Consider the following 26,980-nt stretch of genomic DNA (forward strand, 5'->3'; position numbering starts at 1 on the left):
AATGATTGAACTTTTAAAGAAACTGATTGAAATCAAAAGCGATACCAAATCCGGAGCAAATGAAGCGCTTCTTTTTTGTGCAGCTTGGCTTAAAGAACACGGCCAAGAAGCCGCTATCCATAACAATAACGGCTATTTAATGCTTACAGCCGAGAAAGGACAAGGAAGCGAGACCATTGTATGGAACGGTCACGTCGACGTTGTTCCAGGGCACGACAGCCAGTTTATCCCGGTTGAAAAAATGGGCCGCCTTTACGGCCGTGGATCTGCTGACATGAAAGCCGGCGTAGCAGCCATGATGATGGCTTTCGTAGAGCTCGATCCTTCGGCTTTGTCCCGCATTGTTCAACTGCATATCGTAACAGATGAAGAAATTGGCGGACATAATACTTCCGAGTGGCTAGTTGCCCAAGGATTTACAGGAGATTTTGTTATTTGCGGCGAGCCGACAAATTTAAAAATCGGTCTTCAGTCAAAAGGCGTTCTACATATGGACTTGGTATTCAAAGGAAAACCCGCTCACGGAAGCCGTCCATGGGAAGGCTGCAACGCAATAGAGTCCGCGATGACCTTTCATAGCAACCTGCCAACTTTGCCTTTCCAACGGGAATCTACATCTTATTTTGACTATCCATCGGTCAATCTTGCAATCATCAATGCCGGCGAACGATACAATGTGGTACCGGATCTTTGCCGTGTGTCTTACGATATCCGTTTTTTGCCTGGCCAAGATCCAAAGGATATCGTTGGGCAAATGGCTAGCCTTGCAAAAGAGCTCGAAGTCGGCATGGAGCAAAAAGCAGACATTACTACACCGGCTTTAGTCACAAAACCGGAACATCCATATATCAAATCATTGCAGCAAGCAATTCGCAAAGCGGGGTACCCTGAACCTGTCCTTTTTGGCCAGCATGGCGCGGCCGATACGCGTTATTATGCTGCGGCTATGGGCGGCGAAGGTGCTATCGAGTTCGGGCCAGCTGGTGCCGATTGGCACGGAGACGAGGAATATGTAATCATTTCCAGCCTGTTTGACTATAAGTCTATTCTCTTAATACAAGCACTTTCCTGACAAATAAGGTTTGCGTCCCCTCTTTTTCGGGAACTTGTATATTACCTTTACTAGGATTGGAGAGATGATGATGGGAATAGGCCGTATCGTAAAAACAGCCATTAAATATGGACCAATCGCTTACCCGATTATCCGCAAAGCCATGAATAAGCGAAAAGCTGGCAGCTCACAAAACACTACTCAATATAAACCCGACCAGCGAAAGCGCTAAAACGCATAAAAGCCGCTCCGAAACCATTCGGAGCGGCTTTTGCTTGTTCAAATATACTGCAGAGGTTCCCTCAGGGCCAAGTACTCGTTCACCATTTGTTCTGAAGGGCGTGCGGAAGTTCTTTCCATCGAAGAAGGCCGGCCCTCTTGTTGTTCCCGTTGTTGTTCTTGTTGTTTTTGAATTTCTTCAAATGTCATTGGATTCGGCTTCGGCAATTCCAGTTTCTCCACTTTCCAGCCTTTTTGGTAATGATCTAAAAAGGCATTGGCCATTGCTTGATACCCCAAAAGATTGGGATGGACGTCACCCGGACTCGGAACTTTGTTCGTAGCGTTTTTGCCAAATGCCTTATCAACGGAAACAAATGCAGCCCCCGCTTTTTTAGCGCTATTCTTCAGGATCTCATTGAGCCGCTCAAGCTGAACGGCCGTGCCTTCTTTTTGGTTTTCACGTGCATGCGGATAAGCAAAATAATACCCCATCACATAAACATCAGCATTTGGCGCTCTTTCTTTAAGTTCAGCCAATATAGCTTCCATATTAAGGCGTGCTTCGTTCAAAGCAAAATCCACTTGAATTTGCTGAAACGCAAGTGACCCTTCTTCCGGGTTTGATTGGATGAGGCGCAGCAAATCGTTGGCGCCCGCAGACAATGTAATGATATTCGCAGACGCTAACACTTCCTGCGCTTGTTCTGATTTGATCCGCTCCAACACATCTTCTGTTGTAAAGCCCGGAAACGCTAACTGTTTCGTGTAGAGAGCGACCGGCTGATGCCGGGACAGCTCTTGGGCGATCAAGTCTGCGTACCCTGCGTCGATTTTTGAATCCGGCGTTTGCCCTGCGGCAAGAGAATCACCGAGCGCTACATAAACAGCCGGTGCTTTGATAGCCGCTTGCGCAGAGAGAGACACGTTAAACAACGCTAAAACCAGCAACGCGGCCATTAATGTTTTTTTCATTATGCTCACCTCTTAAAAAGCCCAGTTTCCGTTCCGGAAAATCGGTTCTCTCGATCCATCTTCATAAATGCCGTCGATGTCCATATTTTCACTGCCAATCATGAAATCCTCATGGACAATGGAGGTATTTAAACCGATTGATTCCAGCTGCGCGCGCTCCAAATCGCGGGCGCCTTCGTAGCACGTTGGGTATGAATCCCCAATCGCCAAATGATTAGAGGCATTTTCATCAAACAACGTGTTGAAAAATAAAATATTAGCGTCCGAAATCGGTGAATGATGCGGAACTAAAGCCACTTCACCTAAATATGCAGCGCCGGTATCCGCGTTGATCATTTCATCAAGCAATTCCTGGCCAGTCTCCGCTTCCGCTTTGACTATTTTGCCTTTTTCGAACGTCAATGAAAAACCATCGATGATATTGCCTTGGTAAACCAGCGGCTTTGTATTGCGTACATGTCCGTCTACCCCGTACTTAGCCGGCACTGTATAAACTTCCTCGGTCGGCATGTTGGCGATGAACGCATTGCCTTGTGGCGTTTCCGCGGCTCCTGTAAGCCATTTGTGCTTTTCAGGAAGTGCAATAACCAAATCTGTGCCAGGAGCTTGATAATGCAATTTGGCATATTTTTTTTCATTCAATTGAGAAGCGCGTTTTTCCAGTGCCTCAATATGTTCTTTCCATAACTGGACAGCGTCGCCTTCACCGATGCGCACGGTTTTGAAAATCGCTTCCCAGAGCTTTTGCATGCCTTCTTCAGCCTCAAGGCCCGGGAAAACTTTTTCCGCCCATTTCTGAGACGGAATTGCCACGATAGACCAGGCAACTTTATCAGAGCCTACAGCTTGGCGGTAGCGTTCCAATGCTTTCCCTGCAGCTTTTTGGGAATCAGTTAACCGTTTGGCCGGAATGCCTGTCAGCAAGTCTGGATCTTCAGCATCGATCCATAAAAAAGATCCTCCCGTATCAATCACTTCGTCCCGCTGAACAACCGACCATTTCGGGTATTCTTGGAATGCTTCATCCGGTGCCAATTCATAATGGATTCTCGTTTGGATCGGATCACTGTAATTTACTTGAACCGTCTTTGCTCCGGCTTCATAAGCCTTTTTCACAACTAAGCGCGTAAAGTCAATTGTATCCGTCGTTGTGTTAATGACGACGAGCTGGCCTTTCTGAACATTTAATCCTACGGAGACGGTCAGCTCTGCGTATTGCGACAATTTTTCTTCAAATGTCATTATTACTTCCCCTTTGCGGAAATTGTTTTGCTGGATCCTTCAATCAGTTTGCCTCCATGCAGCACTTTTTGTACGGGCTTTGAAGGCAGCTCTTTTGTAAATTTTTTATAGTGGCGTTCATCAGCATATGACAAAAGCGTCAAGACTTCCCCGTCTGCTCCCGCTCTTCCCGTTCTGCCGGATCTGTGCAGATATTGTTCGACCGTCTGTGGAACATCCACATGAATAACATGCGTCACTTGGTCGATGTCCAATCCACGAGCAGCCACTTCTGTCGCAATCAACACAGATACTTCGCCTTTGCGGAATGAATCAAGCGCTTTTTTGCGCTCGTCTTTTTTCATTTCAGAATGCAGCGCGACAATTTTCGCATCGCGGAACTTTAATTTGTTTTCCTTCATCAACAATTGATCCAAATTATTGACGAACGCTAAAGCTTTCACGCCTTCAATATGAGAAATTCTGCGCAGCAAATCGGTTTTGTCGCGTTCATCCACTTTGACAAATGAATGCGTCACCTTGCCGAGCATCGGCATATCGTCAAGCGTTACTTGCAAGCGGGTCGGGTGGGTCATCAGCCGTTCCGCCACCAGCTCGACTTCTTCAGTGATTGTCGCCGACACCAATACCAACTGGCGGTCGTGCTGTGTTTTCTCGATCAAATCCTTCATGATGTTGCGGTGTTCACGAGCCATCAATTGATCGCCTTCATCCAAGACAATAATTCGGATTTCATGCATTTTCAATTTTTTATTTTTCACTAGTTCGTTTAGTCGTCCCGGAGTTCCAACTACGATTGTCGGTTTCTTTTTCAACTTTTCAAGCTGGCGCTGCATATTAGCCCCGCCAATCAATTGAGTAACCGTTACATCGGTGCCTTCTGTCCATTCACGCAGTACATTGACGATTTGCATCGACAATTCCTGGGACGGCGCAATGATCATCGCTTGCGTAGATGCTTTTTCTGGGTTCACACGCTGAAGAATCGGCAAAACATACGCAAGTGTTTTGCCGGATCCCGTCGGAGATTCTGCTACGATGTCATTGCCAGCCAACATTTCCGGGATCATTTGTTCTTGGATCGGCATCGGATTTTCAAATCCAGCCTTGTTCCATTTTTCCTGCCATATCGGATTGAGTTCGTTTATAAAAGTCATGTAGATTCCACCTTCTTTTGGATGCATCTAGTGTATCATATTTGGCGCTGCAGCGCTTTTTTGGACCTGAAAAAGGCTGGCCCATTAAGGCCAGCCTTTTTATCATTCTGTTACTTCTTTTTGCTGATAGACAATTTCTTTTTCTGCTTCTGTAACTGGCCGATTCGGTTTTTTGATAAACAAAGCCAACACTAACGCAAGAAGTGCGATGAACATCGAAACAAAGAATGAGAAGTTAATGCCTTCGAGCATCGCATTGTTCATGATGGTTTCAGGAGCCGCGCCGCTCGCTGCCAATTCCTTGCCGGTCGATTCTGCGCGGGTGTTCATGATGGTGATCAAGAAAGCTGAACCGATAGCACCCGAAACTTGTTGAAGCGTGTTGTTAATGGCCGTGCCGTGCGGATAAGATTTCATTGGCAATGTGTTCAGACCGTTTGTCATAACTGGCATCATAACCATGGAAATCCCGAACATGCGGGCTGTATACATGGCCATAATTTCCAAGTAAGTTGTTTCAAGAGAGAGTTGACTGAAAAGATAAGTTGTAAACGCGACAATCGCCAATCCTGGGATTGCCAGCACTTTAGCACCGAATTTGTCAAAGAGACGGCCGGTAACTGGAGACATGAAGCCCATGACTAGTGCTCCCGGCAGCATCAACAACCCTGATTGGATTGGGGAGATGCCTTTGATTGTCTGGACATAAATCGGCATTAAAATCATAGCTGAAAACATTGACATGGAAAGCGTAATTGAAATGACCGATGATAATGCGAACATCGGATATTTATAAATCCGGACTTCAAGCAACGGCTCTTTCAATTTTAGTTGGCGGAAAACAAAAACGATAAGTGAAATGACGCCCACCGCAATGGTGCCGTAAACAGCTGGATCATCCCAGCCCATTGTGCCGGCTGAACTGAAACCGTACAAAATGCCGCCGAAGCCGATGCTCGAAAGAACGATTGACACTTTGTCCAAAGAGATGTTTCTGTTTTGGACGGTTAAATTTTTTAATTTAAAAATCCCAAGGGCAAGTGAAATTAAGGCGACTGGCAGGATGATAAAGAATAAAACACGCCAGGAGTAATGTTCAACGATATACCCTGAAAGTGTTGGACCGATTGCTGGAGCTACTACCATTACGAGCCCGAAAACGCCCATTGCCGATCCACGCTTTTCAACCGGGAACGCGGCAAGTATAACGTTCATTAACAATGGCATCATCAATGCTGCCCCAGAAGCTTGTATCATTCTTCCGGCAAGCAGGATGCTGAAAGTCGGTGCCACTCCCGCGAGCAGTGTGCCTAATGAAAATAGCGTCATCGCTAAAATGAAAATCGAACGGTTCGAGTAGCGCTGGATAAAAAAGGCGCTTGCCGGGATTAAAATACCATTGACCAGCATATAGCCGGTTACAAGCCATTGCACTGTCGAAGCCGAAACTTCCAAATCTGCCATAATTCTAGGCAAGGCAATGTTCAATAAAGTTTGGGTGAAAATTGTCACGAACGCCCCGGTAAAGAGAATCGCGATAATGCCATAAGGCGGTTTTTTCTGTTCTGTCATGCTTTTATTCCTCCGTACTTTCTAACTGTATTTTTCCTCATTGCACTATTCTATACCGCCTGTTCATTATTATCAACAAAAATATACCGACAGTCCAAAAAAGTTGATTCAAAGAGGATTACACGATAAGATAAGACTAGACTGATAGTACAAAGGTGAAAAAAATGAATCTAAAAAAACAGAAAATCATAAATGCCGCTTATTCACTATTTATCAATAAAGGCTATAACTCTTCTTCTATTCAAGATATCTTAGATGAAGCCGGCGTCTCAAAAGGCACTTTCTATAATTACTTCACGTCAAAAAGCGAATGCCTGATTGCCATCATGGAATCCATCGGCAGTGAAATCCGCCAAAAGCGAATGGCGGCCGCTGTTGGCAAAAAGGCAAATGATCCGGAAGTATTGGCTGAACAATTATGTATCCGTATCCAGCTGAATCAGGAGAAAAACTTATTCACGCTATACGAAAGCATATTTTATTCACAGGAAGAAGAACTCAAAATTTTTTCCAGACAAACATATGTGGCTGAACTGGAATGGATTTCTTCGCGGATAGTCGATTTGTTCGGCGAAAAAGCGGAACCGTATGCGCTGGAGAATGCGGGCATGATCCATGGTTCAATCCAGCAATTGATCCATCTTTGGAGACTTAGCTCTGAAGAAGAACTTCCGATTGAAAAATTGGCCGATTTTATCATCAGACGCTTGAATACAACCATCACCAAGCAAATAGAAACGGGAGACCGGTTCATCCAAGAAAAAAAACTTTCTACTGCCCCTCCAGTTGAGGAGGTCTCGCTGAAAACATTGAGCGCTCAGTTGAAAATGCAAGCTGACCTGCTGGATGAAGAAGATGCTGATGCTAAGCAACTTGTCGTTTTTTTAGCAGAGGAATTAGGCAGCAGTGAACCTCGGAAATTGGTATGTGAAAGTGTTTTGGCAAGCTTGGCAAATTATCCGGCACATGAAAAGACGCTTGTTATTTTGCTTGAACAAGTATGGAAACAGCTGCAAAAATGATTAAAAGGCAAAGCCGAGTTTCGGCTTTGCCTTTTAATATGGTTTAACGCGCCCCTTGGTCGCCTGTTCAAATGCATAAGCATATTCGATCAGCTTTGGTTCGCTGAATGCATGAGCGGTAAATGTGAGGCCAAATGGCTCTTTCGTCTCCGATAAACGGTAAGGGACCGCTATAGCTGGAAAACCGGCTGCCGCATTTACGTTGCAGCCGTAGTCCTGCGGCAACACAAAAGCATCCGCGCCAGCCTCTTTTAAAGTAGCACTTATCCCCTGTTCCGCAGCTAAAAAGCGGTTGCGTTCAAGTGCTTCGATATAGTCCCGCTCATTGAGTTTACCGGTAGTCATGCTCGCTTGTTCGAGCAAATTCTGGCCATAGCGCAGCATCTCTTCGGGATGTTTGTTATTGAAAGCAATCACATCTTCCAATGACCGGATCGGATTCAGCGGATTGGATTTTCCCAAATACGCGTTGAGGTCAGCCTTGAACTCATGCAGCAGCACCGCGAACCCTAAATCTTCCTGGTCAGCGCCGAGGTCGACATCGTCGATGATCTGCGCGCCGCATGCCCGTAATTGCTCGAGTGCTTCTTCGAACAAAGTTCGCTGCTCTGTTGAAATGCTGTCTTCAAACAAACCTCTTGGCACACCAAGTTTCACCCCCTGCAAACCGTCTTTTTTAAAGTGGATCGACCAATCATATTTCTCAAACGGTTCAGCAAAAATAGTAATGGCATCTTCCGGATCGACAGCTATCAGCGAAGCGAACACCGCAACTGCATCTTCCACTGTCCGGGCAAGCGCTCCCGGGACATCTTGTGTATGGGAAATCGGAATGATTCCTGTGCGCCCAATCAACCCTACTGTCGGTTTGATGCCGACCAAATGGTTTTGCACAGCCGGATTGATAATGGAGCCAGATGTCTCCGTACCAAGTGCAGCAGCTGCCAGATTGGATGCGACAGCAGCTGCAGAACCAGAACTGGAACCTCCCACATCAAATGCCCCGTACGGGTTTTTCGTTTGGCCGCCTCTTGAGCTGTATCCATTAGTCATTTTATCGGACATGAAATTCGCCCATTCTGTCAAATTCGTTTTCCCTAAAATAACCGCTCCCGCTTCGCGCAATTTTTCTACCACTTTAGCGTCTTTTAATGCATAATGATCTTTCAGCGCCCGGGATCCAGCACTTGTATGCATTTTATCGGCGGTGTCCATATTATCTTTCACTAGTATCGGGATGCCGTGCAATGGCGAACGCGGCCCTTTTAATTTCCTCTCAAAATCGAGCGCTTGTGCAATTTGCACAGCATCGGGATTGATTTCCAAAATGGCCTTAGTATTTTGGTCGCGAAGAGAAATGTTTTCCTGGTACATCAAGACAAGCTCTTCTGATGTAATGCGGCCTTCAGCAAGTTCTTCCTGCATATCGGCAATTGCCATTTCATCTAATTTCGTCAGACGATATTCCTCCAATTTTTCTTGATGCATTCGATTTCCTCCGATCTTGGGATTGTGAAATTTTTATCCAATGAAAAGAGCCGGAATGCACCGGCTCAATTTTTTTCTGTATAGGTTTTCATCAATTCATATAAGGATAATTCATATAACTGTCGGCCATCAATTTTAAAGACGTTTTGTGCGACAAGGTCTTCAATGATGCTGCTGCGTTTATCTTCAAATTTCGATTCTGGTATAAATTCTTCCATGAGGTTCTTTCTCTCCTTGTTCAATGTTTCTATGTATCTATTACCCCCTTCTTCCTTTTCCTAAAACCTAAAAAAGGAAAATCTAACTTAAAATCAGCTACAATTTTGTGAACGTCCGATATTTAATTGATGATTATGATCCACTATAAAATTGAGTCGACTGCCAGCTTGGCTATGGTTGCGTTCGACAAAATAAAATTGTCCACTTTGATATGCGAAAAATTCAAGATGTGTTCTTCCCGTTCAATTTCGACCGTCGTATGCACTCCCGGTGAGATGCGCTCAACAGCGCAGGCAATCATTAGCGACTTGCCGTCTGCAAGCATTTGGTCCTCGATTTTGTCATCAGAGAAAATCAGTACCGCTTTGGCATGCTGGGCATTGGCTTTTCGCAATACATCCGCATCCGTGGCCCTGCCGCGGATAAAATGGATACGCTCATTGATTTGCTTCGCTTTTTCGATAGTATCGATAACGACAATTTGTACTTTCTCGTCTCTTTCCAAAATCTCTTTCATGGCATTTTCCGCTTTATGCGACCAGTCAATGATCACAATATGATTCTTCCCTTCAAACATCAAATCCCCTCTTTCCTTTTGCCGTCTATATAACGTCAAACTATCCACAGCTTTGCCGATAAACGAAGCAAACAACCCAATTCCGATCACATATAAGAAAAGAACCGTAAAAATTCTCCCTCCTGTTGTCGACGGGAACAAATCTCCGTAGCCCACTGTCAGCATGGTCGTCATTGTAAACCACAAGGCGTCCATATAACCTGTAAAAGTTCCTGGTTCAATCAGCGGCAATAGCAGTGTGCTAAAAATAATTAAAGCAACCGTACAGGCAGTTAAAATCAGCCAAGAAAGATTGGTGGCTTGAAAATACAATTTCTTTAGAATGATCATAGTTCCCGCGCCCCTTTTTTATAGTACATAAAAGATGGAAAGAATCTCTTTTTCTTCTAGTATACAACGCGGGCAATTTTTTGCTTTATTAATTTTTCTTTTAAAATAAAAAGAACGTGAGAATCCTTGTCGATTCTCACGTTCTTTTTTAGTTCAAAAGCTAGAGCCAAGCTACTTCCTCACAATTTCTTGAATCCGGGCGTTGCCAAACTATCGGATGTACAGAATAACATGTGCATGCAATTATATTAATTGCTCAACATTGGCTGACTCAATGTTATTGAGCAAAGCACGCACGTCATCCGTCGACTTTGTATTCATCAATTGATTTCTCAATTCACCTGCTCCGCGGAACCCTTTGACGTATATCTTGAAAAATCGATGAAGCCCAGCGATTGACCGCGGCAATTCTTCTATATATTTGTCATGGAGATCGAGGTGCAATTTGAGAAGACCGAGAAGTTCTTCACTGCTATGCTCTTTTGGCTCTTTTTCAAAGGCAAACGGATTTTTAAAAATACCGCGCCCGATCATTACTCCATCCACACCGTATTGTTCAACAAGCTTCAGCCCAGTTTCGCGGTCAGGAATGTCGCCGTTGATTGTCAGCAGCGTGTTCGGTGCTATTTGATCGCGCAATTTTTTAATTTCCGGAATCAATTCCCAATGTGCATCCACTTGGCTCATTTCTTTTCTTGTGCGTAAGTGGATGGAAAGGTTGGCAATATCCTGTTTCAATACATGCGTTAGCCAGTCTTGCCACTCATCCAGCTCTGTATAGCCAAGCCGCGTTTTCACACTTACCGGCAAACCTCCTGCTTTTGCTGCTTGAATGATTTCTGCAGCAGCCTCCGGACGGAGTATAAGGCCGCTTCCTTTGCCTCTGGATGCAACATTCGGCACCGGACAGCCCATATTAATATCTATGCCTTTGAATCCCATCTCTGCCATGCCGATGCTCATTTGACGGAAAAATTCAGGCTTGTCTCCCCAGATATGTGCAACCATCGGCTGTTCATCTTCAGTGAACAGCAAACGGCCGCGCACGCTTTTCATTCCTTCCGGGTGGCAATAGCTCTCTGTGTTTGTAAACTCAGTGAAGAACACATCCGGCCGGCCTGCTTCACTTACTACATGGCGAAAAACCACATCCGTTACATCTTCCATTGGCGCAAGCACAAAAAATGGCTTCGGCAAGTCTTGCCAAAAGTTTTCTTTCATTAAATTTCATATCCTCCCGTTCCAAAGCAAAAGCAGATGATTTAGAAGAGGCATGTTCGCACTTCTAAATTTTCCGCTTTACTTCTTCAGCAAATATTAATTAGACATCTATAAAAAACAACCTAATAAAACATGTTTAGATTATAGTTATTCAGCTAGTTCCAGCCAAGCCACCGCTTCGCAATGCGTGGATTGAGGGAACATATCGACGGGCTGGACTTCTTGCGTTCGGTAGCCGCCATCTTCTAAGATGCGCAAGTCACGCGCCAAAGTTGCGGGATTGCAGGATACATAGACAACGCGTTTCGGACGCTGTTTTAAAATGGTTTGCAGCAGCTGTTCGTCGCAGCCTTTACGAGGCGGATCAACCATCAGAACGTCTGCAGTCTTGCCTTCTGTATACCAGCGCGGAATCACTTGTTCCGCCGGTCCTGCTTCAAATAAGGTATTCGTAAAGCCATTCAATTCTGCGTTGCGCTTTGCATCTTCAATCGCCTGCGGCACAATTTCGACACCCATCACGAATTTTGCTTTTTGCGCAAGGAACAACGAAATCGTTCCGATGCCGCAATATGCATCAATCACCGTTTCATCGCCAGTCAGCTGGGCGTATTCGAGCGCTTGGCCGTACAAAATATCTGTCTGTTCAGGATTGACTTGGTAGAATGACCGAGCAGAAATTTCAAAGCGGACATCGCCGATACGGTCTTCGATTACATCGTTGCCCCAAAGGGTTATGGTTTCATTGCCAAAAATGACATTGGTTTTTTCGCCGTTAACGTTTTGGACAATCGATACCACTTCCGGCACAAGCGTCCGGATCAGTTCAATCGCTTTTTCCGCTTGCGGGAATTTCTTTTTCTTCGTGACAAGGACAACCATGATCTCGCCTGTCGCACGCCCTTTGCGGACCACGACGTGGCGCAGCATGCCGCGGTGCGTTTGCTCATCATAAGGTTCAATGCCCATTTCCGGCATTCTTTTTTTCAGGGCAGCCATGATGGCATCCGCTTCCGGTGTCTGGATGATGCAGATGTCGGTATCGGCAATATCATGCGAACGGTTCTGATAAAAACCGGCAACTACGCGTCCATTATCAGAGCCAAACGGAATTTGGGATTTATTGCGGTAGCGCCACGGGTTTTCCATGCCTTTGACCGGATGGACCGGCACGTCCGGCAACTTTCCGATGCGCGTAATGGCGTCGCGCACTAACTTGCGTTTGAATGTCATCTGCCCTTCATAAGACAGATGCTGGATCTGGCAGCCGCCGCATGTGTCAAAGACCGGGCAAGGAGCCGTCACTCGGAAAGGTGACGCTTGTTTGATTTCGAGCATTTTGGCAAAGCCATAGGATTTCAAGGTCTTTAGGACATGGACTTCCACATCTTCCCCCGGCAGCGCGCCGTGGATAAAAAGCGGGTAGCCCTCTACTTTAGCAACACCTGCACCGTCATGCGTCAAATCTTCCACATGAACAAGCAAGCGATCATTTTTTTGTACTGGTTTCAAAGTGTTCACTCCATTTCAACTTTTCGTATTATAACACATGAAAGGCGATGGCGCCTGTGTCAGCTCCGACAAGCACTGGAAGACTGGTAGCTGTGGCGCATTTTGCCACTGCTTCCAGTCTGAAGTGACCTCGAGGAGCTAGGCGCCAAAGCTGGACAAAAGAAAAGCGGAAGTGGCCGTTTAGGCTCGACAGGCATAAGACGGGCTGCGAGGAGGCTGTTGCCGCCGCAGCAGAACGGCTTATGCCCCGAGAGCCTGGCCACTGCAGCCTTGACACGAAGAAAGGCGGAGGCGCCTGTGTCAGCTCCGACAAGCGCTGGAGGTTTTGTGGCTATGGCTGCTATAGCCACAAAATCGAAGTGACCTTGAGGAGCTAGGCGCCAAAGCTGGACAAAAGAAAAGCGGAAGTGGCCGTTTAGGCTCGACAGCCAGGAAACTGCTAGATATTTTTCCCTTGGCTGGTGAGTTGCGACTTTTGAGTGCCGAGTTACAACCTTATGGCCTTGAGTTACAACTTTTTTCGTCTGAGTTCCAACTTTCTCCCTCTAAGCTGCAACTTCTCTAGAAACAGAAAAAAGGCTGCCCCAAAATCATTTTCATGACCTTTCGGGACAGCCTCGCTGATTATTTTTCATCTTTTGTTGCTGGCCCATCTTTCAACGAAAACCAGAATCCAAAAGCGATAGATGTGAATAACACTAAAAATGGTGCATAAAAGATCAAGAAATCTTGCAGCATAACGGTCTCCTCCTTTAGCGCCAAAATCAGGCGTGATAATCCGATTTCCCTTTTACGTAATCTTTATCGAACAAGAACAAGCGGAAGAGTAGGTAAAGCGATGGAAGCAATAAACCCAAGCCTGCAACAAACGCGATGATCAATGAAATCGCCATCGATTCATTCGTGAAACTATCATAAATCGTCAAGTGCGGATAAAGAAGATACGGATAATGGGAGACCCCATAAGCGAAGAAGGCTGTGAAAAATTGCCCGACCAATAGGATAAAAGCCAATCCATATTTTCTTCGCTTCCAAATCAAGAACACGGTACCAAGGAACAATAAGGACGATATTCCGAACAGCCACCATAGATCCATGATGCGTGCAAAATGCTCGGCGTTATGTGTCCGCAATTCAATGATGATGCCCGTCGCCGTAATGATGGCGGGAGCCGCCCAGCCGAGTGCATATTTCCTAAGCAAGTCGGTCGCTTTTTCATCTCCTGCTTTATTGGCGTACCAAGTCAGGAAGACAGCGGAAATATATAATACCGCAGTCAAACTCAGCACGACGATGCTCCAAGTCAGCGGGCTTGTAAACAAAGCCCAGTAATCCAATTGCGGCGAGTCGTTGACCATATTGATAAAGCCGCCTTCAGACATGGCAAGCACCGGCGAAAGAGACGCCGGCAAAAGCAAGCCCGATAATCCATACATATAAATATAGCCCCGGTGGTTGATTTTGGCACCGTATGTCGCAAATGCGTAATAAGAACCGCGAATTGACAACAAAATCAATGCAAGGCTCGCCGGAACCAGAAGCGTTGTTCCGTAATAATAAGCCGTCAGCGGGAAAAAGCCGATCATGCCGACAAAGAAGAACACGAAGAAAACGTTTGTGACTTCCCATACAGGCGATAAGTAACGCTGAATGATATTGGTTAAAATATGCTGTTTATTGGTGAACGCGCTATAAGCGTTAAAGAAGCCGGCGCCAAAATCGATTGACCCTACAATGACGTAAAAGAACAAGAACAACCAAAGGACCGCTATCCCTAGAATTTCAAGTGTCATCCTTGCTCACCGCCTTTTTGTACTTGTCGCTGAGCCAGCTCCTGTTCGACCGGATTGCGGCGATACATGCGTGTCAAGACGACAATCGTCCCGATTCCCAAAATGATGTACAGTCCGCCAAACAAAATGATCATCAAGTCAACATTGCCGCTCGTTGTAGCCGCTTCTTGCGTTGTCATGAAGTTGCGCAGAATCCATGGCTGCCGCCCGACTTCAGTGAACCACCAACCGGCTTCTATTGCCACTAAAGCTAATGGGCCGCCCAGCAACAACAGGAATCTGAACCATTTCGCTTGGATAAAGGACCAGCCGCGCCATGCAGCCACTACATAAACAAAAGATAAGGCTGCCAAACTCATGCCGATCGTGACCATTGTGTCAAAGAGATAATGGATCCAAAGAGGCGGAATTGGAACATCGTTTTCTGCCAATTCGTTGATGCCGATCACTTCTTCGCTCGGAACGCCGTGCGCCAAAATGCTCAACGCATACGGAACTCTAATGGCGTACTTGACTTCTTCCCCGTTAAGAACCCCGAACATTACTAATCCGGCATTGGCTTCCGTCTCAAAATGCCATTCTGCCGCAGCCAGTTTCTCTGGCTGGTATTCAGCCAAGTATTTACCGGAGAAATCGCCGATCAACGCAGTGGCGATTGAAAATACTAAGCCCAATTTCATCATCAAATATAACGCCTTTTTATGGTAGACATGCTTTGATCCACTGAGAATCCGCAAAGCGGCAATGGAAGCTAGCAAGAATGCACAAGTCATGAAAGCTGTAGCCACAACGTGCGCGACTTTTGTCGGCATCGCAGGGTTAAATATTGCAAGCAGCGGCTGTACATTAATAAGCTGCCCATTCAACATTTCAAATCCCTGTGGAGCGTTCATAAACGCGTTGACAATCGTGATGAAGACCGAAGATGCAGCTGCTCCCAGTGCAACTGGAATCAACAGCAGCAAATGCTTGCGCTGATCTTCAAACCGATCCCATGTGTACAAGTAAATGCCAAGAAAAATTGCTTCAAAGAAAAACGCAAAAGTTTCCATGAATAACGGCAAGGCGATTACATTGCCCGCCACTTGCATGAAGTTTGGCCAAAGCAGTGATAATTGCAATCCGATAATCGTCCCGGTCACAACCCCTACAGCCACTGTAATGACAAATCCGCGCGCCCAGCGACGTGCCATTAAAATATAATGATCATCTTTTTTCTTGATTCCCACCCACTGGGCAATCATGATCATGAGCGGAACCCCTACGCCGATTGTTGCATAAAGTATATGGAACGACAGCGTCATCAGAGTCAAGATGCGACTCAAGAAAGCTGTTTCTTCGAATCCCATTTGTTTGTCCCCTTTCAAAAACTTTTATCAAGCTCATCCTTTTACTACCCTTATTGTACCTCATTCATAGTTACTGAAACTTCTGCTATGCTCCATAAAGCTTATATTTTCCCGTCATCTTTGAATAACATGTGACATCCCACCCGAACACTTACATGAAAAGAAGCTCATTTTATGGACAAATACAGAACTTGGTGCAAGGGTCAAAACCGGTTGCCAACTAGGCTTAAATTGTATTTCCGCTATCTTTTCGGCAGCTATTGCACTGGAAAAGTTCTCTGCAATTTGTGTATTGCTTGATTTTTTTCTTCTATAATATGCTTGTTATGAATAGCGACATTCATTAAAAGAATTAAAGAAGGCATAAGAAAAGACCAAATCCGGTATTGATTTGGTCTTTTAACGTTAACTATTAAAATGCTGTTTCTTCATATGAATCTAACTCGGTTTCTTCATCAAGACGGTCTTGTTTCCGGTCTTTTTCACTGATCGAAGAAATAGGCACTAGCACTTCAATGTGCTGGCAAAGGTTTTCAAACCTTGCGGGCAATATGCCGCCGTATTCTCCGTCCAGATTGAGCAAGACGGTTTCTTCGGAAGTGACGGAAATTTTGCTCGCTTTCGTGTAAATCACATGAGGATCCGACAAATGTTCACCGCGCAGCGCAAGCGAAGCCAAGCGGATAAACTCAGCCATATTGACTTCTTTCAAAATCATCAAGGTAAATTTGCCGTCGTTGATGCTGGCGTCTGGAGCCAGTTTCTCAAAGCCGCCGACCGAATTGGTCAAGCCGATCAAAAACATCATCGCTTGGTCTTCAAAAACATTGCCGTCGTATTCGATCCGGACTTTTGACGACCGGATGGAAGGAAGCATTTCAATCCCTTTCAAATAATAGGCCAGCTGCCCCAATACCGTTTTTAGTTTGCTCGGCACTTCGTATGTCAATTCCGTTAACCTGCCGCCTCCAGCAATGTTGATGAAATAACGATCGCTGTCCATCAGTCCAACGTCTACAGGAATCGACTCGCCTTCTAAAATTATGTCCACCGCTTTGTTGATATCGCGGGGGATGTGAACGGCGCGCGCAAAATCGTTCGTTGTTCCCATGGGAATCAACCCGATTTTTGGGCGTTTTTCAAATTTGGAAATACCGGATACCACTTCGTTTAATGTCCCATCTCCTCCAACCGCCACAACCAAGTCAAAGTTTCGCTCTACCGCAAGTTTTGCAGCGGAAACTGCGTCTCCTTCTCCTGTTGTAGCGTGGCATGACGTTTCATATCCCGCTTTTTCCATCTTTTCTAGAACTTCGGGCAAATGTTTGCGAAACAATTCGCGCCCGGAAGTAGGATTGTATATAATGCGTGCACGTTTCATGCGAATTCAGCCTTTCTGATCGTTCTATAAAAATAAGACAGAAAAGAACTATAAAAAGTTCCCAAGAAAAAAGCCGACTACTGGCCGGCCCATTTTCCGCTTCTACTCTACTGCTTTTATCTTAACGCTTCTACAAATGTTTTGCGCAAATCTTCATAGACAGCTTGCCAGAATTCTGTGTTCCAAGTGAACGCATCAGAAATTTCACCAATCATAGTTTCATGATTGATAGCATAGCGCGGATCGTCTTTTTCTGGCAATGTCGATCTTTTCTCCATGACAAATTCCTGGATTTTCGGAGCACGCGGCCCCCAATGTCCCAGCACTTCTCCTTCTTTTGAAAGGATGATGTATTTTGGAATCGAACGCCCGCCATTCGTCAAGTATTGATCCATCAATTCCGGGTTTTGATCGCGGTAAACGCAGCGCACTTCAAGATCGGCCGCTTCAGCGATTCTGCGGAGAATTGCGTTGTTCATCATTGCGTCACCGCACCAATCTTCTGTAATGACCAGCACATTAGGTTGTTTTTCTTTTAGAAGGTTGATAAACTCCGGATCTTCCGGAAGCTCGAATTTTTCATAGATTGAATAGGTTGTTTTTTGATTTGATTCCATTTGAGCCATATAGTTTTCAATCGCAATGGCTTCTTCAAAATACTGCTGTTCAGTTGGCATAGTATCACATCTCCTTTTCCCTTAAGTTTACTTGTATAGGATAAAAGCTTCAAATTATTCACTTTAAAAAGAGGCGCCTGCTCCGAGCAGATTATGGCCCTTTATGGGCGGGGAGAAATCTCTTCAGGTAAAGTTCCCTAATTGTTATAAAACAAACCATGTACTTCTGTGCCTCTGTCCATGCATTGCTTCGCTGCCTTCGAGATACGAAAAAGATGGTCCGACTCATCGGACCATCTTTTCTTGCCGCTGGCGCTTGCGTTTAGCGTTTAGCGATTTCTTCAAGCAGGATTTTATTGAGCAATGGCGGGTTTGCCTGCCCTTTTGTTTGTTTCATAATTTGTCCGACCAAGAAGCCGATTGCGCGGTCTTTGCCGTTTTTGAAGTCTTCGATCGATTGCGGGTTATTGTCGAGTGAAGCTGTAACATACTCGCGCAATGTACCTTCGTCTGAAATTTGGACGAGGCCTTTCGCTTTGACGATGTTGTTCGCATCTCCGCCTTTTTCGATCAGTTCCTTGAAGACTTTCTTGGCGATTTTCGAAGAAATCGTGCCATCAGAAATCAATTTGATCATGCCTGCCAAACCAGCCGGTTCAAGCTTCGTATCGCTCAATTCTTTTTGTTCTGCGTTCAGGTAAGCAGATACTTCACCCATCAGCCAGTTGGAAGCCAGTTTTGCGTCGGCTCCTGCAGCTACTGTCGCTTCAAAGAAATCCGAAATCGGTTTCGCTAATGTCAACACCATCGCATCGTATGAAGACAAGCCGAGTTCCGAAACATAGCGCGCCTTACGCGCATCCGGCAGCTCTGGAATTTCCGCACGCACTCTTTCAAGCCAAGCGTCGTCGATGATGATGTCCACCAAATCCGGCTCCGGGAAATAACGATAATCATCAGAACCTTCTTTGACACGCATCAATGCTGTTTTACCTGTAGATTCGTCGTAGCGGCGTGTTTCCTGTTGAATAACTCCACCTGACAACAATACTTGTTCTTGGCGTACTTCTTCGTGTTCAATGCCTTTACGGACATAGTTGAAAGAGTTCAAGTTTTTCAATTCAGTTTTCGTGCCGAATTCTTCTTGGCCATAAGGGCGAAGAGAAATGTTCGCGTCACAGCGCAATGAACCTTCTTCCATCCGCACATCCGAAACGCCGGTGTACTGGATGATCGCTTTAATTTTTTCCAAATAAGCGTAAGCTTCATCCGCGGTACGGATATCTGGTTCCGAAACGATTTCAATAAGTGGTGTGCCTTGGCGGTTAAAGTCGACCAATGAATGGCCGTTGCCCGTATGGGTCAATTTGCCGGCATCTTCTTCCATGTGAAGTCGAGTAATGCCGATTCGTTTTTTCTTGCCGTGCACTTCAATTTCCACCCAGCCATGTTCGCCGATGGGCTCATCAAATTGAGAAATTTGGTAAGCTTTCGGATTGTCCGGATAGAAATAGTTTTTGCGGTCGAATTTCGTATGGCGGTTGATTTGGCAATTTAGCGCAAGCGCCGCTTTCATCGCCCAATCGACTGCCCGCTTGTTGACTACCGGTAAAACTCCAGGGTAGCCAAGATCAATTACGTTTGTGTTGGTGTTCGGCTCTGCACCAAAATGCGCTGGTGCAGGAGAGAACATTTTTGATTCCGTCTTTAATTCGACGTGGACTTCAAGTCCGATAATTGTTTCAAAATTCATTGTGCTGCTCCCTCCCATGTTTGAGGAGTTTTTTTATGGAACTCTGTTGCTCTTTCAAAAACATCCGCAACACGGTAAACTGTTTCTTCGTCGAAGTACTTCCCGATGATTTGCAAGCCAAGCGGCAAGCCGTTTTCAAACCCACAAGGAATCGAGATGGCCGGCACACCTGCCAAGTTGACAGGAATCGTTAAAATGTCATTCGCATACATCGTCAATGGGTCATCAATGATTTCACCGATTTTAAATGCCGGCGTCGGAGTTGTCGGCCCGATAATCACGTCATAGTCTTCGAAAGCTTTATCAAAATCCTGTTTAATCAATGTGCGCACTTTTTGTGCCTTTTTGTAATAAGCATCGTAATAGCCGGAGCTTAATGCGTATGTTCCAAGCATAATACGGCGTTTCACCTCATCGCCGAACCCTTCGGAACGCGTGTTCATGTAAAACTCCAATAAGCTGCCCGCTTTTTGCGTACGGTATCCGTAGCGAATGCCATCAAAACGCGAAAGGTTGGATGACGCTTCAGATGACGCCAGCAAATAATAAGTGGCTAGCGCATATTTAGAATGCGGCAGCGAAATCTCTTCCCATGTCGCACCTTTTTCTTCAAGCACTTTGAGTGCATCGCGTACTGCTTGTTTTGCAGCTTCACCGACGCCTTCTGCAAAATATTCTTTCGGTACGCCAATGCGGAGTCCCTGAATGTCTCCAGTCAATGCTTCAGCAAAATCCGGCACTTCAATATCAGCTGAAGTGGAGTCCCGCTCATCATGGCCAGAAATCGCCTGGAGCAAGAGTGCATTGTCTTTTACGGTTCTTGTCACCGGTCCGATTTGATCAAGTGATGAAGCAAAAGCGATCAATCCGAAACGGGAAACACGGCCATAAGTAGGCTTCATTCCGACTACACCACAAAAAGAAGCCGGTTGGCGGATTGACCCGCCTGTGTCTGAACCAAGAGCGAAAGGCACTTCTCCTGCAGCTACGGCCGCTGCCGATCCACCTGAAGAACCGCCAGGCACTGCTTCCAGATTCCATGGGTTTTTCGTTTTTTTATAGTAAGAGTTCTCATTTGAAGAACCCATAGCAAACTCGTCCATGTTTACTTTTCCAACCGTAATCATACCGGCAGCTTTTAATTTTTCGACTACTGTCGCATTATAAATCGGATTAAATCCTTCCAAGATGCGGCTAGAAGCTGTGGTTTCAATGCCTTCTGTCACGATATTATCTTTAACGCCAATCGGCAAACCAAATAACGGTCCGCGTTCTGCAAAAGGCACTTTGTCCATTTCTTCCGCTTGTTGCGTAGCTTGCTCTTTGTTCATTGCCAAGAACGCGTCCACTTTCGGTTCTAGCGCTTCAATCCGGTCAAACGCCTGTTTTGTTACTTCAGCAATTGTCGTTTGTTCCGTATGTATCAATTCCTGTAATTGTGCAGCTGTTTTGTCTGCGAATGTCATTTGTCGCCCTCCTCCCGCTTATTCTAAAATTGTCGGAACTTTAACTTGCCCCGCTTCATGTTCTTTAACGTTTTTTAATACCAATTCCCGGTCCAACCCTGGTACAGATTTATCTTCACGCAGGACATTGACCATCTCCAGCACATGCGTGGTCGGCTCTACATTTTCAGTATCCAATTCGTTCAACAATTCCATTGCGTTTGTAATTGCTTCTAATTGTTCTGCAAAATGCACAGCTTCCTCGTCGGTAATTGCCAATCTCGCCAAATGCGCAACTTCAATTACTTCTTCTTTTGTCATTTTCGCCATTCTTCTACACCTCCGGATTCGGTAAACATACGTTATATCATATCATTTATCTAAGAAAAGCGGAAGCGCCCGGGTAGATTCGACAGGCATAAGACAAAGGGGCGTAGCGGCATATTTTCAGCCGCATAGCTCCTTTGGCTTATGATCCCGAGAATCTGGGCGCTGGAGTCTAGACAATAAGAAAAGCGGAAGCGCCCGGGTAGATTCGACAGGCATAAGACAAAGGGGCGTAGCGGCATGTTTTCAGCCGCATAGCTCCTTTGGCTTATGATCCCGAGAATCTGGGCGCTGAAGCAAAATGAATAGGGACAGCCCGCAGGCCATCCCTATTTCATCACGCTTTAATCGTAAATATGAACAATTGGTTCTGTTTGGTTCACTTTTCGAAGGACCAAAGCTTCGGGGCCATTTGACGAGGTCACGCTCACTTCGACTTGAACATTTTCAGGAAAATGTTCCATGACAAGTCCGGTCAAATATTGTGTAAAACCGATAATTTCAGCTGATCCATAAAACTGGATCGGGATATCAATTTTCATTTCCCGAAGCTGGTCTCCTTGATAAAAACCGGTGCCGATAACACTAGTGAAATTCGAAAAGTATTCTTCTACGTCTTGTTTGAAATTCAAGAATGCGGTGTCGACTTCCCGGTATTTTTCTTCCGTGCCCGATGTGGGAAACACCACAAATTCTTCATTGATTTCTTTCCAATCGGCTACTTCGTTCGCTTTCTTCGGAGCTACTCCATAGGCAAAATAAGTAGAGGGGGCCATAGCATTACGAGGGCTTTGTTCAAAAAGGCCAACCGTAATCGGTATATTGGCCATTCCCTCTTTTTCTCGAAGTCGTTTGACAATCTCATCCGCCAATCGTTTTCCTTCTTTTTCCACTTGACTGTGCGGAATCGACTCTTCATAAGAAACACCGTCTTCGGTATTGTAATACACCGAATTCAGCGCCAAACCAACTGACACTCCACCAAGCTTAATCGTATTTTCATTGGTTTTCACTAAATAATTTTGTTCAACAATATGCGCCAAAATTTCTGCAGCTGGCTTGTCACCATCTTGTTTTTGTTGTTTGGTTCGCTTGTCTTCTGGGTTCAATCCTGCTGGATTTTCTTCGCTCGCACGCTGCAGCCAAGCGGTTGCATCTTCGTCCGTAATTTTTTGGCCTTCTTGGAAATAATAATCATCCGGCGAAAATTGGTTTTGTGATAAGCGGAGAAGCCCATTTTCTGCTTCTTCAATGTCATAACGCGAATTCAATCGGTTGATGATTTTCCCGCGTGTCGCACTTTGCTTATAAGGCAGCAGTGTCCGGTAATATTGGGCATCCAATTGCATGCTTGGAATGATTGCCGTTTCCACTTCTTCCTCCGTATTGAGAACTTCTGTTTCATCGTTTGTGGAAGGGACACATCCCGTAAGCAAAAGCATGCTGATCGGAATCCACCATATGCGTTTCATGTAATAATCTCCTTATTTGTTCAATTCCTCTATGAGACGTTCTTCGTCCCAGACGTCCACTTTCAATTCCATCGCTTTCGCCAATTTCGAACCCGCTTCTTCGCCTGCAATCAAAAGATCGGTCTTTTTGCTGACACTGCCGGACAGTTGCCCGCCGAGCGCCTCGATTTTTGCGCCGGCTTCACTTCGTGTCATCTGCTCCAGCTTACCGGTCAAGACGACTTTCTTGCCTGCGAAAGCATTGGTTCCGGCTTCTACGCGGACGCGTTTTCCGGTATACGTTAAATTGACGTTTGCTGCGGCTAAACGTTCCATCAATTCACGAACTTCTTCGGTTGAAAAATATGTCACAATTGAATCCGCCATTTTTTCGCCAATTTCATGGATATCCCGCAATTCCTCAACAGTTGCTTGCATCAGTTTTTCGATAGATCCAAAATGCTCGGACAAGATTCGTGCGCCTTTTTCCCCTACATGGCGAATACCGAGTCCAAACAATAATTTTTCCATAGAGTTCGAGCGCGAAGCATCAATGGCGGCAATTAAATTCGACGCTGATTTTTCGCCCATGCGCTCCAAATTCAACAATTGTTCTTTTGTCAGTTTATATATGTCGGAAATATCAGCAATTAGCCCTTCGCGGTACAGTTGCTCGATCACTTTGACACCCAAGCCTTCAATATTCATGGCATTTCGTGATACGAAGTGGATAAGCCCTTCCGTGATCTGCGCTGGGCATTTCGGATTGACGCAGCGCAGCGCCACTTCCCCTTCAATCCGGACAAGTTCAGCGCCGCACGCCGGGCAGTTCTCAGGCATTTCAAAAGGAACTTCCTCTCCAGTCCGCACTTCTTTTAGGGAAGCCACGATCTCTGGAATAACATCACCGGCTTTTCTGACAATCACTTGATCGCCAATGCGAATATCTTTTTCTCGGATCAAGTCTTCGTTATGAAGTGAAGCGCGTTGTACAGTAGAACCTGCAACCAATACGGGATCTAAAATGGCGGTTGGCGTAACCACGCCTGTCCGTCCGACACTGAGTTCAATTTCACGCAATGTACTTAGCACTTCTTCAGCAGGGAATTTGTAAGCCGTCGCCCATTTTGGGCTTTTCGCCGTAAATCCAAGCTCTTGCTGTTGAAGATAGCGGTTCACTTTGATAACGATGCCATCAATTTCATACGACAATTCCGAACGGTTTTCCGTCCATTTATCGATGAAAGCAAGCACTTCTTCGATACTGCGGCAGACTTGGCGTTCATTGTTTGTCTTAAACCCGAGGTCTGCGACATATTGAAGCGTCTCTTCGTGCTCGCTTAGCCCGTACGCTTCACCGTCCCCTCCAATTCCGTAAATGAAAACATCCAGGTTGCGGCTGGCAGTTATTCTTGAATCCAACTGGCGAAGTGATCCGGCTGCAGCGTTTCGCGGATTGGCGAACAATTCTTCGCCATTCTCAGCACGTTCTTCATTTAATTGAAGGAATGATTTTTTCGGCATGAACACTTCCCCGCGGACTTCGATTGAAACTGGTTTCTTCAGCTTTAAGGGAATGGTCCGGACAGTGCGCAAATTGACGGTGATGTCTTCACCGATGCGGCCATCGCCGCGTGTGGCACCTCGGACGAACCTGCCGTTCTCATACTTCAGCGACACGGCCAGGCCATCAAATTTCAACTCACATACATATTCGACTTCGTCTCCAGCACCGCTTCGGACGCGCCGGTCAAAATCGCGGATATCTTCTTCGTTGAAGACATTCGACAAACTGAGCATCGGCTGGTCATGAGTGACTTTATCAAAATTGGATAGCGGTGTTCCGCCTACCCGTTGAGTAGGCGAATCCGGAAAAATCAAATCCGGAAACATCGTCTCCAGTCCAATCAATTCGTTCAGCAATTGATCGTATACAGCATCCGGCACTGCTGGCTTATCCAGCACATAGTAAGCGTGGCCATAACCCCGGAGCTGTTCATTCAATTCAGTTACCCGCTGTTCTGCTTCTATACGGTCCATTTTCTTTCCTCCCGCTTATTCTTTTTCGATCGGCGCAAATTTGGCCAATAGCCTCTTAATGCCAACTGGGCTCGGGAAAGCAATATCGAGTTCCGTTTGTTCGCCTTCTCCTTTGACGCTAACCACAGTTCCGGTGCCCCATTTTTTATGCGTTGCACGGTCTCCAGGCTGCCAGCCCATTCTGTCGCCGCCCGATTTCTGATAAGCCGGACGCGAAACCGCCGCGCGTTTTGGAGCTTGTTTATAGCTGGTGGCCGCGCCGGCTCTATGGTTCGCTATAGTCGGTTCAATCAAGTCCTCGGATATTTCGCCAATGAAGCGGGATGGCATGTTGTAGCTGCTCTTGCCAAATAAGGTCCGAGACGAAGCATGTGTCAGATACAGCCGCTTTTCAGCCCGGGTAATTCCTACATAGGCCAGGCGGCGTTCTTCTTCCATTTCTTCTTCATCATTATTAGAGCGGGAATGCGGAAAGACGTTTTCTTCAAGGCCGATGATGAAGACCACTGGGAATTCCAGACCTTTTGCAGCGTGCATCGTCATCAAGATGATCGGCCCGTTTACTTCTTCTTCATCATCAAGCGAATCGATGTCAGAAATCAATGCCAAATCGGTCAAGAACGCCACGAGCGATTTATCATCGCTTTGCTTTTCAAACGCTTTTGTAACCGTTAAAAATTCTTCAATATTCTCTAAGCGGCTTTCGCCTTCGATGGTTCTATCAGCTTGCAGCATCTGGCGGTAGCCGGACTTTTTCAAGACTTCTTCGACTAGTTCCGTCACCGACAAATATTCCTGCATTTGTGTAAACCCGTCAATCATCGAACGGAATTCCATCACTGTCTGTGCAGTCTTCGGCGATAACCCCATAAAATCAACTTCCTGCAGCGCATCCATGATCGTACGGTCCTGTTCGATCGCAAAGCGCGCCATCCGTTCAAATGAAGTCGCCCCGATGCCGCGCTTCGGCTCATTAATGACTCGCGATAATGAAAGATCGTCATCATTATTTGCAATCAAACGCAAATAAGCCAGCAAGTCCTTGATTTCCTTACGGTCGTAGAACTTCGTTCCGCCGACAATGGTGTAATGCATGTTCGACTTGACGAACATTTCCTCCATGATCCGCGACTGGGCATTGGTCCGGTACAAAATAGCAAAATCAGATGTTTTATAGCCTTCCGTGTCCATCAGCTTTTGGATGGTTTGGACAACGTATTGCGCTTCCTGGCGCTCATCGCCCGCTTTATGCAAGGTGATTGCCGGACCTTCTGCGTTATCGGTCCGCAGCTCTTTCGGGTAGCGGCTCGTATTTTTCTTGATAACATCATTAGCAGCCTGCAAGATCCGCTTTGTAGAACGGTAATTCTGTTCAAGCATGATCACTTTAGCGTTCGGGTAATCTTTTTCGAATGACAGGATGTTTTGGATATCCGCTCCGCGCCAGCGGTAAATCGACTGGTCTGAGTCACCCACTACGCAAATGTTCTTGAACTTGCTCGCAAGCTTTTGAACCAGCTGGTATTGGGCATTGTTCGTATCCTGATACTCATCCACGTGAATATAATGAAACTTGTTTTGGTAAAACTCCAGCACTTCCGGTACTTTATTGAACAAATTCAATGTCGTCATGATCAAATCGTCGAAATCGAGCGACTGGTTTTTTTGCAGGCGCTTTTCATAAGCGGTATAAACGTCCGATACCGTTTTTTCATATGGATTGTGCTGGTTCATGTTTGCTGCAAATTGATCAGCATCAATGCATTCATTTTTCGCTGACGAAATGGCATTCAGCATCGTTCTAGGTTCATATTTTTTCGGATCCAGGTTTTTCTCTTTCAAGACTCCCTTGATAACCGTCAATTGATCGCTCGTATCCAAAATGGAAAAGTTTTTTGAAAAGCCCATGCGGTCGATGTCACGGCGCAAAATCCGGACGCACATCGAGTGGAACGTTGAAACCCACATACGTTCGCCCGTGCCGTGCCCGAGCAAGCCGTCGATCCGGTTGCGCATTTCCCGGGCTGCTTTGTTTGTAAATGTAATTGCCAAAATATTGGATGGGTAAACTTGTTTTTCCAGAACCAAGTAAGCAATGCGATGCGTTAAAACCCGCGTCTTCCCTGACCCTGCACCAGCCATGATCAATAACGGGCCTTCTGTCGTTTTGACTGCCTGTTCTTGCTCCGGGTTCATCCCTTTTAATAAGTTTTTTGTTATGATTTCCATTGTGCACCAC

23 protein-coding genes are annotated in these 26,980 nt (G+C 45.8%); 3 read left to right on the forward strand and 20 right to left on the reverse strand.

Annotated features, from left to right (window positions below; genetic code table 11):
* The first annotated feature begins 1 nt into the window (after window position 1).
* Window positions 2–1,072, forward strand: a complete 1,071-nt coding sequence (locus FQV28_RS02015) for a M20 family metallopeptidase (protein WP_146493938.1) — start codon at window positions 2–4, stop codon at window positions 1,070–1,072.
* A 70-nt stretch (window positions 1,073–1,142) separates the two neighbouring features.
* Window positions 1,143–1,283 (forward strand): hypothetical protein, encoded by a 141-nt coding sequence (locus FQV28_RS19105; RefSeq protein ID WP_186763759.1) that lies wholly within the window; start codon window positions 1,143–1,145, stop codon window positions 1,281–1,283.
* A 47-nt stretch (window positions 1,284–1,330) separates the two neighbouring features.
* Here the strand turns inward: FQV28_RS19105 and FQV28_RS02020 are convergent, their stop codons facing one another.
* From FQV28_RS02020 to FQV28_RS02035, 4 genes are all read right to left on the reverse strand, one after another.
* Entirely contained in the window at window positions 1,331–2,245 is a 915-nt protein-coding gene (locus FQV28_RS02020; protein ID WP_146493939.1) for an SGNH/GDSL hydrolase family protein, read from the reverse strand.
* A gap of 12 nt (window positions 2,246–2,257) precedes the next feature.
* Window positions 2,258–3,487: an aminopeptidase gene (locus FQV28_RS02025; RefSeq protein ID WP_146493940.1), complete on the reverse strand. Its 1,230-nt coding sequence runs from the start codon at window positions 3,485–3,487 to the stop codon at window positions 2,258–2,260.
* A 2-nt stretch (window positions 3,488–3,489) separates the two neighbouring features.
* Entirely contained in the window at window positions 3,490–4,644 is a 1,155-nt protein-coding gene (locus tag FQV28_RS02030; protein WP_146493941.1) for a DEAD/DEAH box helicase, read from the reverse strand.
* A gap of 102 nt (window positions 4,645–4,746) precedes the next feature.
* Window positions 4,747–6,216, reverse strand: a complete 1,470-nt coding sequence (locus FQV28_RS02035; protein WP_146493942.1) for an MDR family MFS transporter — start codon at window positions 6,214–6,216, stop codon at window positions 4,747–4,749.
* A 164-nt stretch (window positions 6,217–6,380) separates the two neighbouring features.
* Between FQV28_RS02035 and FQV28_RS02040 the strand changes: the two genes are divergently transcribed.
* The gene (locus FQV28_RS02040) at window positions 6,381–7,238 is read left to right on the forward strand and encodes a TetR/AcrR family transcriptional regulator (RefSeq protein WP_146493943.1); all 858 of its coding nucleotides are present in this window, start codon (window positions 6,381–6,383) and stop codon (window positions 7,236–7,238) included.
* Window positions 7,239–7,271: 33 nt separating this feature from the next.
* Here the strand turns inward: FQV28_RS02040 and FQV28_RS02045 are convergent, their stop codons facing one another.
* From FQV28_RS02045 to pcrA, 16 genes are all read right to left on the reverse strand, one after another.
* Window positions 7,272–8,726: an amidase family protein gene (locus FQV28_RS02045; RefSeq protein ID WP_146493944.1), complete on the reverse strand. Its 1,455-nt coding sequence runs from the start codon at window positions 8,724–8,726 to the stop codon at window positions 7,272–7,274.
* A gap of 65 nt (window positions 8,727–8,791) precedes the next feature.
* Entirely contained in the window at window positions 8,792–8,944 is a 153-nt protein-coding gene (locus FQV28_RS02050; RefSeq protein WP_146493945.1) for a Fur-regulated basic protein FbpA, read from the reverse strand.
* 143 nt (window positions 8,945–9,087) lie between these two features.
* Window positions 9,088–9,852, reverse strand: coding sequence for an ion channel (locus FQV28_RS02055; protein ID WP_146493946.1), 765 nt, complete (start codon window positions 9,850–9,852; stop codon window positions 9,088–9,090).
* A 243-nt stretch (window positions 9,853–10,095) separates the two neighbouring features.
* Entirely contained in the window at window positions 10,096–11,073 is a 978-nt protein-coding gene (locus FQV28_RS02060) for a tRNA dihydrouridine synthase (protein ID WP_146493947.1), read from the reverse strand.
* A 147-nt stretch (window positions 11,074–11,220) separates the two neighbouring features.
* A complete protein-coding gene (gene rlmD / locus FQV28_RS02065) occupies window positions 11,221–12,585 on the reverse strand; it encodes a 23S rRNA (uracil(1939)-C(5))-methyltransferase RlmD (protein WP_146493948.1) in 1,365 nt (454 codons plus the stop codon).
* 624 nt (window positions 12,586–13,209) lie between these two features.
* Window positions 13,210–13,320, reverse strand: coding sequence for a cytochrome bd oxidase small subunit CydS family protein (gene cydS, locus FQV28_RS19690; RefSeq protein ID WP_483312753.1), 111 nt, complete (start codon window positions 13,318–13,320; stop codon window positions 13,210–13,212).
* Window positions 13,321–13,349: 29 nt separating this feature from the next.
* Window positions 13,350–14,378: a cytochrome d ubiquinol oxidase subunit II gene (locus FQV28_RS02070; protein WP_146493949.1), complete on the reverse strand. Its 1,029-nt coding sequence runs from the start codon at window positions 14,376–14,378 to the stop codon at window positions 13,350–13,352.
* The gene (locus FQV28_RS02075; protein WP_146493950.1) at window positions 14,375–15,727 is read right to left on the reverse strand and encodes a cytochrome ubiquinol oxidase subunit I; all 1,353 of its coding nucleotides are present in this window, start codon (window positions 15,725–15,727) and stop codon (window positions 14,375–14,377) included. Before FQV28_RS02075 ends, FQV28_RS02070 begins: the two co-directional genes overlap by 4 nt.
* A 412-nt stretch (window positions 15,728–16,139) precedes the next feature.
* The gene (locus tag FQV28_RS02080; protein WP_146493951.1) at window positions 16,140–17,108 is read right to left on the reverse strand and encodes a diacylglycerol kinase; all 969 of its coding nucleotides are present in this window, start codon (window positions 17,106–17,108) and stop codon (window positions 16,140–16,142) included.
* 116 nt (window positions 17,109–17,224) lie between these two features.
* Entirely contained in the window at window positions 17,225–17,785 is a 561-nt protein-coding gene (locus FQV28_RS02085; RefSeq protein WP_146493952.1) for a thioredoxin family protein, read from the reverse strand.
* 262 nt (window positions 17,786–18,047) lie between these two features.
* Entirely contained in the window at window positions 18,048–19,478 is a 1,431-nt protein-coding gene (gatB, locus tag FQV28_RS02090; protein ID WP_146493953.1) for an Asp-tRNA(Asn)/Glu-tRNA(Gln) amidotransferase subunit GatB, read from the reverse strand.
* Window positions 19,475–20,944 carry an Asp-tRNA(Asn)/Glu-tRNA(Gln) amidotransferase subunit GatA gene (gene gatA / locus FQV28_RS02095; RefSeq protein ID WP_146493954.1) on the reverse strand — a complete coding sequence of 490 codons (1,470 nt, stop codon included), beginning with the start codon at window positions 20,942–20,944 and terminating at the stop codon, window positions 19,475–19,477. Before gatA ends, gatB begins: the two co-directional genes overlap by 4 nt.
* 18 nt (window positions 20,945–20,962) lie before the next feature.
* Complete coding sequence (gene gatC / locus FQV28_RS02100; protein WP_146493955.1) at window positions 20,963–21,253, reverse strand: Asp-tRNA(Asn)/Glu-tRNA(Gln) amidotransferase subunit GatC; 291 nt, start codon at window positions 21,251–21,253, stop codon at window positions 20,963–20,965.
* A gap of 341 nt (window positions 21,254–21,594) precedes the next feature.
* Window positions 21,595–22,722: a CamS family sex pheromone protein gene (locus FQV28_RS02105; protein WP_146493956.1), complete on the reverse strand. Its 1,128-nt coding sequence runs from the start codon at window positions 22,720–22,722 to the stop codon at window positions 21,595–21,597.
* A 12-nt stretch (window positions 22,723–22,734) separates the two neighbouring features.
* Window positions 22,735–24,741: an NAD-dependent DNA ligase LigA gene (ligA, locus tag FQV28_RS02110; protein ID WP_146493957.1), complete on the reverse strand. Its 2,007-nt coding sequence runs from the start codon at window positions 24,739–24,741 to the stop codon at window positions 22,735–22,737.
* A gap of 15 nt (window positions 24,742–24,756) precedes the next feature.
* Window positions 24,757–26,970 carry a DNA helicase PcrA gene (pcrA, locus tag FQV28_RS02115; protein WP_146493958.1) on the reverse strand — a complete coding sequence of 738 codons (2,214 nt, stop codon included), beginning with the start codon at window positions 26,968–26,970 and terminating at the stop codon, window positions 24,757–24,759.
* Between the last annotated feature and the right edge of the window lie 10 nt (window positions 26,971–26,980).

It is taken from the genome of Planomicrobium sp. CPCC 101079, from assembly GCF_007859275.1.
Taxonomy (GTDB): domain Bacteria; phylum Bacillota; class Bacilli; order Bacillales_A; family Planococcaceae; genus Planococcus.

Bases quoted from the DNA above. Each gene is read 5' to 3' on its own strand.
- FQV28_RS02025 (WP_146493940.1), bottom strand. From the start codon at position 3,487: ATGACATTTGAAGAAAAATTGTCGCAATACGCAGAGCTGACCGTCTCC.
- gatC (WP_146493955.1), bottom strand. From the start codon at position 21,253: ATGGCGAAAATGACAAAAGAAGAAGTAATTGAAGTTGCGCATTTGGCG.
- FQV28_RS02080 (WP_146493951.1), bottom strand. From the start codon at position 17,108: ATGAAACGTGCACGCATTATATACAATCCTACTTCCGGGCGCGAATTG.
- FQV28_RS02035 (WP_146493942.1), bottom strand. From the start codon at position 6,216: ATGACAGAACAGAAAAAACCGCCTTATGGCATTATCGCGATTCTCTTT.
- pcrA (WP_146493958.1), bottom strand. From the start codon at position 26,970: ATGGAAATCATAACAAAAAACTTATTAAAAGGGATGAACCCGGAGCAA.
- gatA (WP_146493954.1), bottom strand. From the start codon at position 20,944: ATGACATTCGCAGACAAAACAGCTGCACAATTACAGGAATTGATACAT.
- FQV28_RS02105 (WP_146493956.1), bottom strand. From the start codon at position 22,722: ATGAAACGCATATGGTGGATTCCGATCAGCATGCTTTTGCTTACGGGA.
- FQV28_RS02045 (WP_146493944.1), bottom strand. From the start codon at position 8,726: ATGCATCAAGAAAAATTGGAGGAATATCGTCTGACGAAATTAGATGAA.
- gatB (WP_146493953.1), bottom strand. From the start codon at position 19,478: ATGAATTTTGAAACAATTATCGGACTTGAAGTCCACGTCGAATTAAAG.
- FQV28_RS02070 (WP_146493949.1), bottom strand. From the start codon at position 14,378: ATGACACTTGAAATTCTAGGGATAGCGGTCCTTTGGTTGTTCTTGTTC.
- FQV28_RS02050 (WP_146493945.1), bottom strand. From the start codon at position 8,944: ATGGAAGAATTTATACCAGAATCGAAATTTGAAGATAAACGCAGCAGC.
- FQV28_RS02030 (WP_146493941.1), bottom strand. From the start codon at position 4,644: ATGACTTTTATAAACGAACTCAATCCGATATGGCAGGAAAAATGGAAC.
- ligA (WP_146493957.1), bottom strand. From the start codon at position 24,741: ATGGACCGTATAGAAGCAGAACAGCGGGTAACTGAATTGAATGAACAG.
- FQV28_RS19105 (WP_186763759.1), top strand. From the start codon at position 1,143: ATGGGAATAGGCCGTATCGTAAAAACAGCCATTAAATATGGACCAATC.
- FQV28_RS02040 (WP_146493943.1), top strand. From the start codon at position 6,381: ATGAATCTAAAAAAACAGAAAATCATAAATGCCGCTTATTCACTATTT.
- FQV28_RS02085 (WP_146493952.1), bottom strand. From the start codon at position 17,785: ATGCCAACTGAACAGCAGTATTTTGAAGAAGCCATTGCGATTGAAAAC.
- FQV28_RS02075 (WP_146493950.1), bottom strand. From the start codon at position 15,727: ATGGGATTCGAAGAAACAGCTTTCTTGAGTCGCATCTTGACTCTGATG.
- FQV28_RS02060 (WP_146493947.1), bottom strand. From the start codon at position 11,073: ATGAAAGAAAACTTTTGGCAAGACTTGCCGAAGCCATTTTTTGTGCTT.
- FQV28_RS02055 (WP_146493946.1), bottom strand. From the start codon at position 9,852: ATGATCATTCTAAAGAAATTGTATTTTCAAGCCACCAATCTTTCTTGG.
- FQV28_RS02020 (WP_146493939.1), bottom strand. From the start codon at position 2,245: ATGAAAAAAACATTAATGGCCGCGTTGCTGGTTTTAGCGTTGTTTAAC.
- FQV28_RS02015 (WP_146493938.1), top strand. From the start codon at position 2: ATGATTGAACTTTTAAAGAAACTGATTGAAATCAAAAGCGATACCAAA.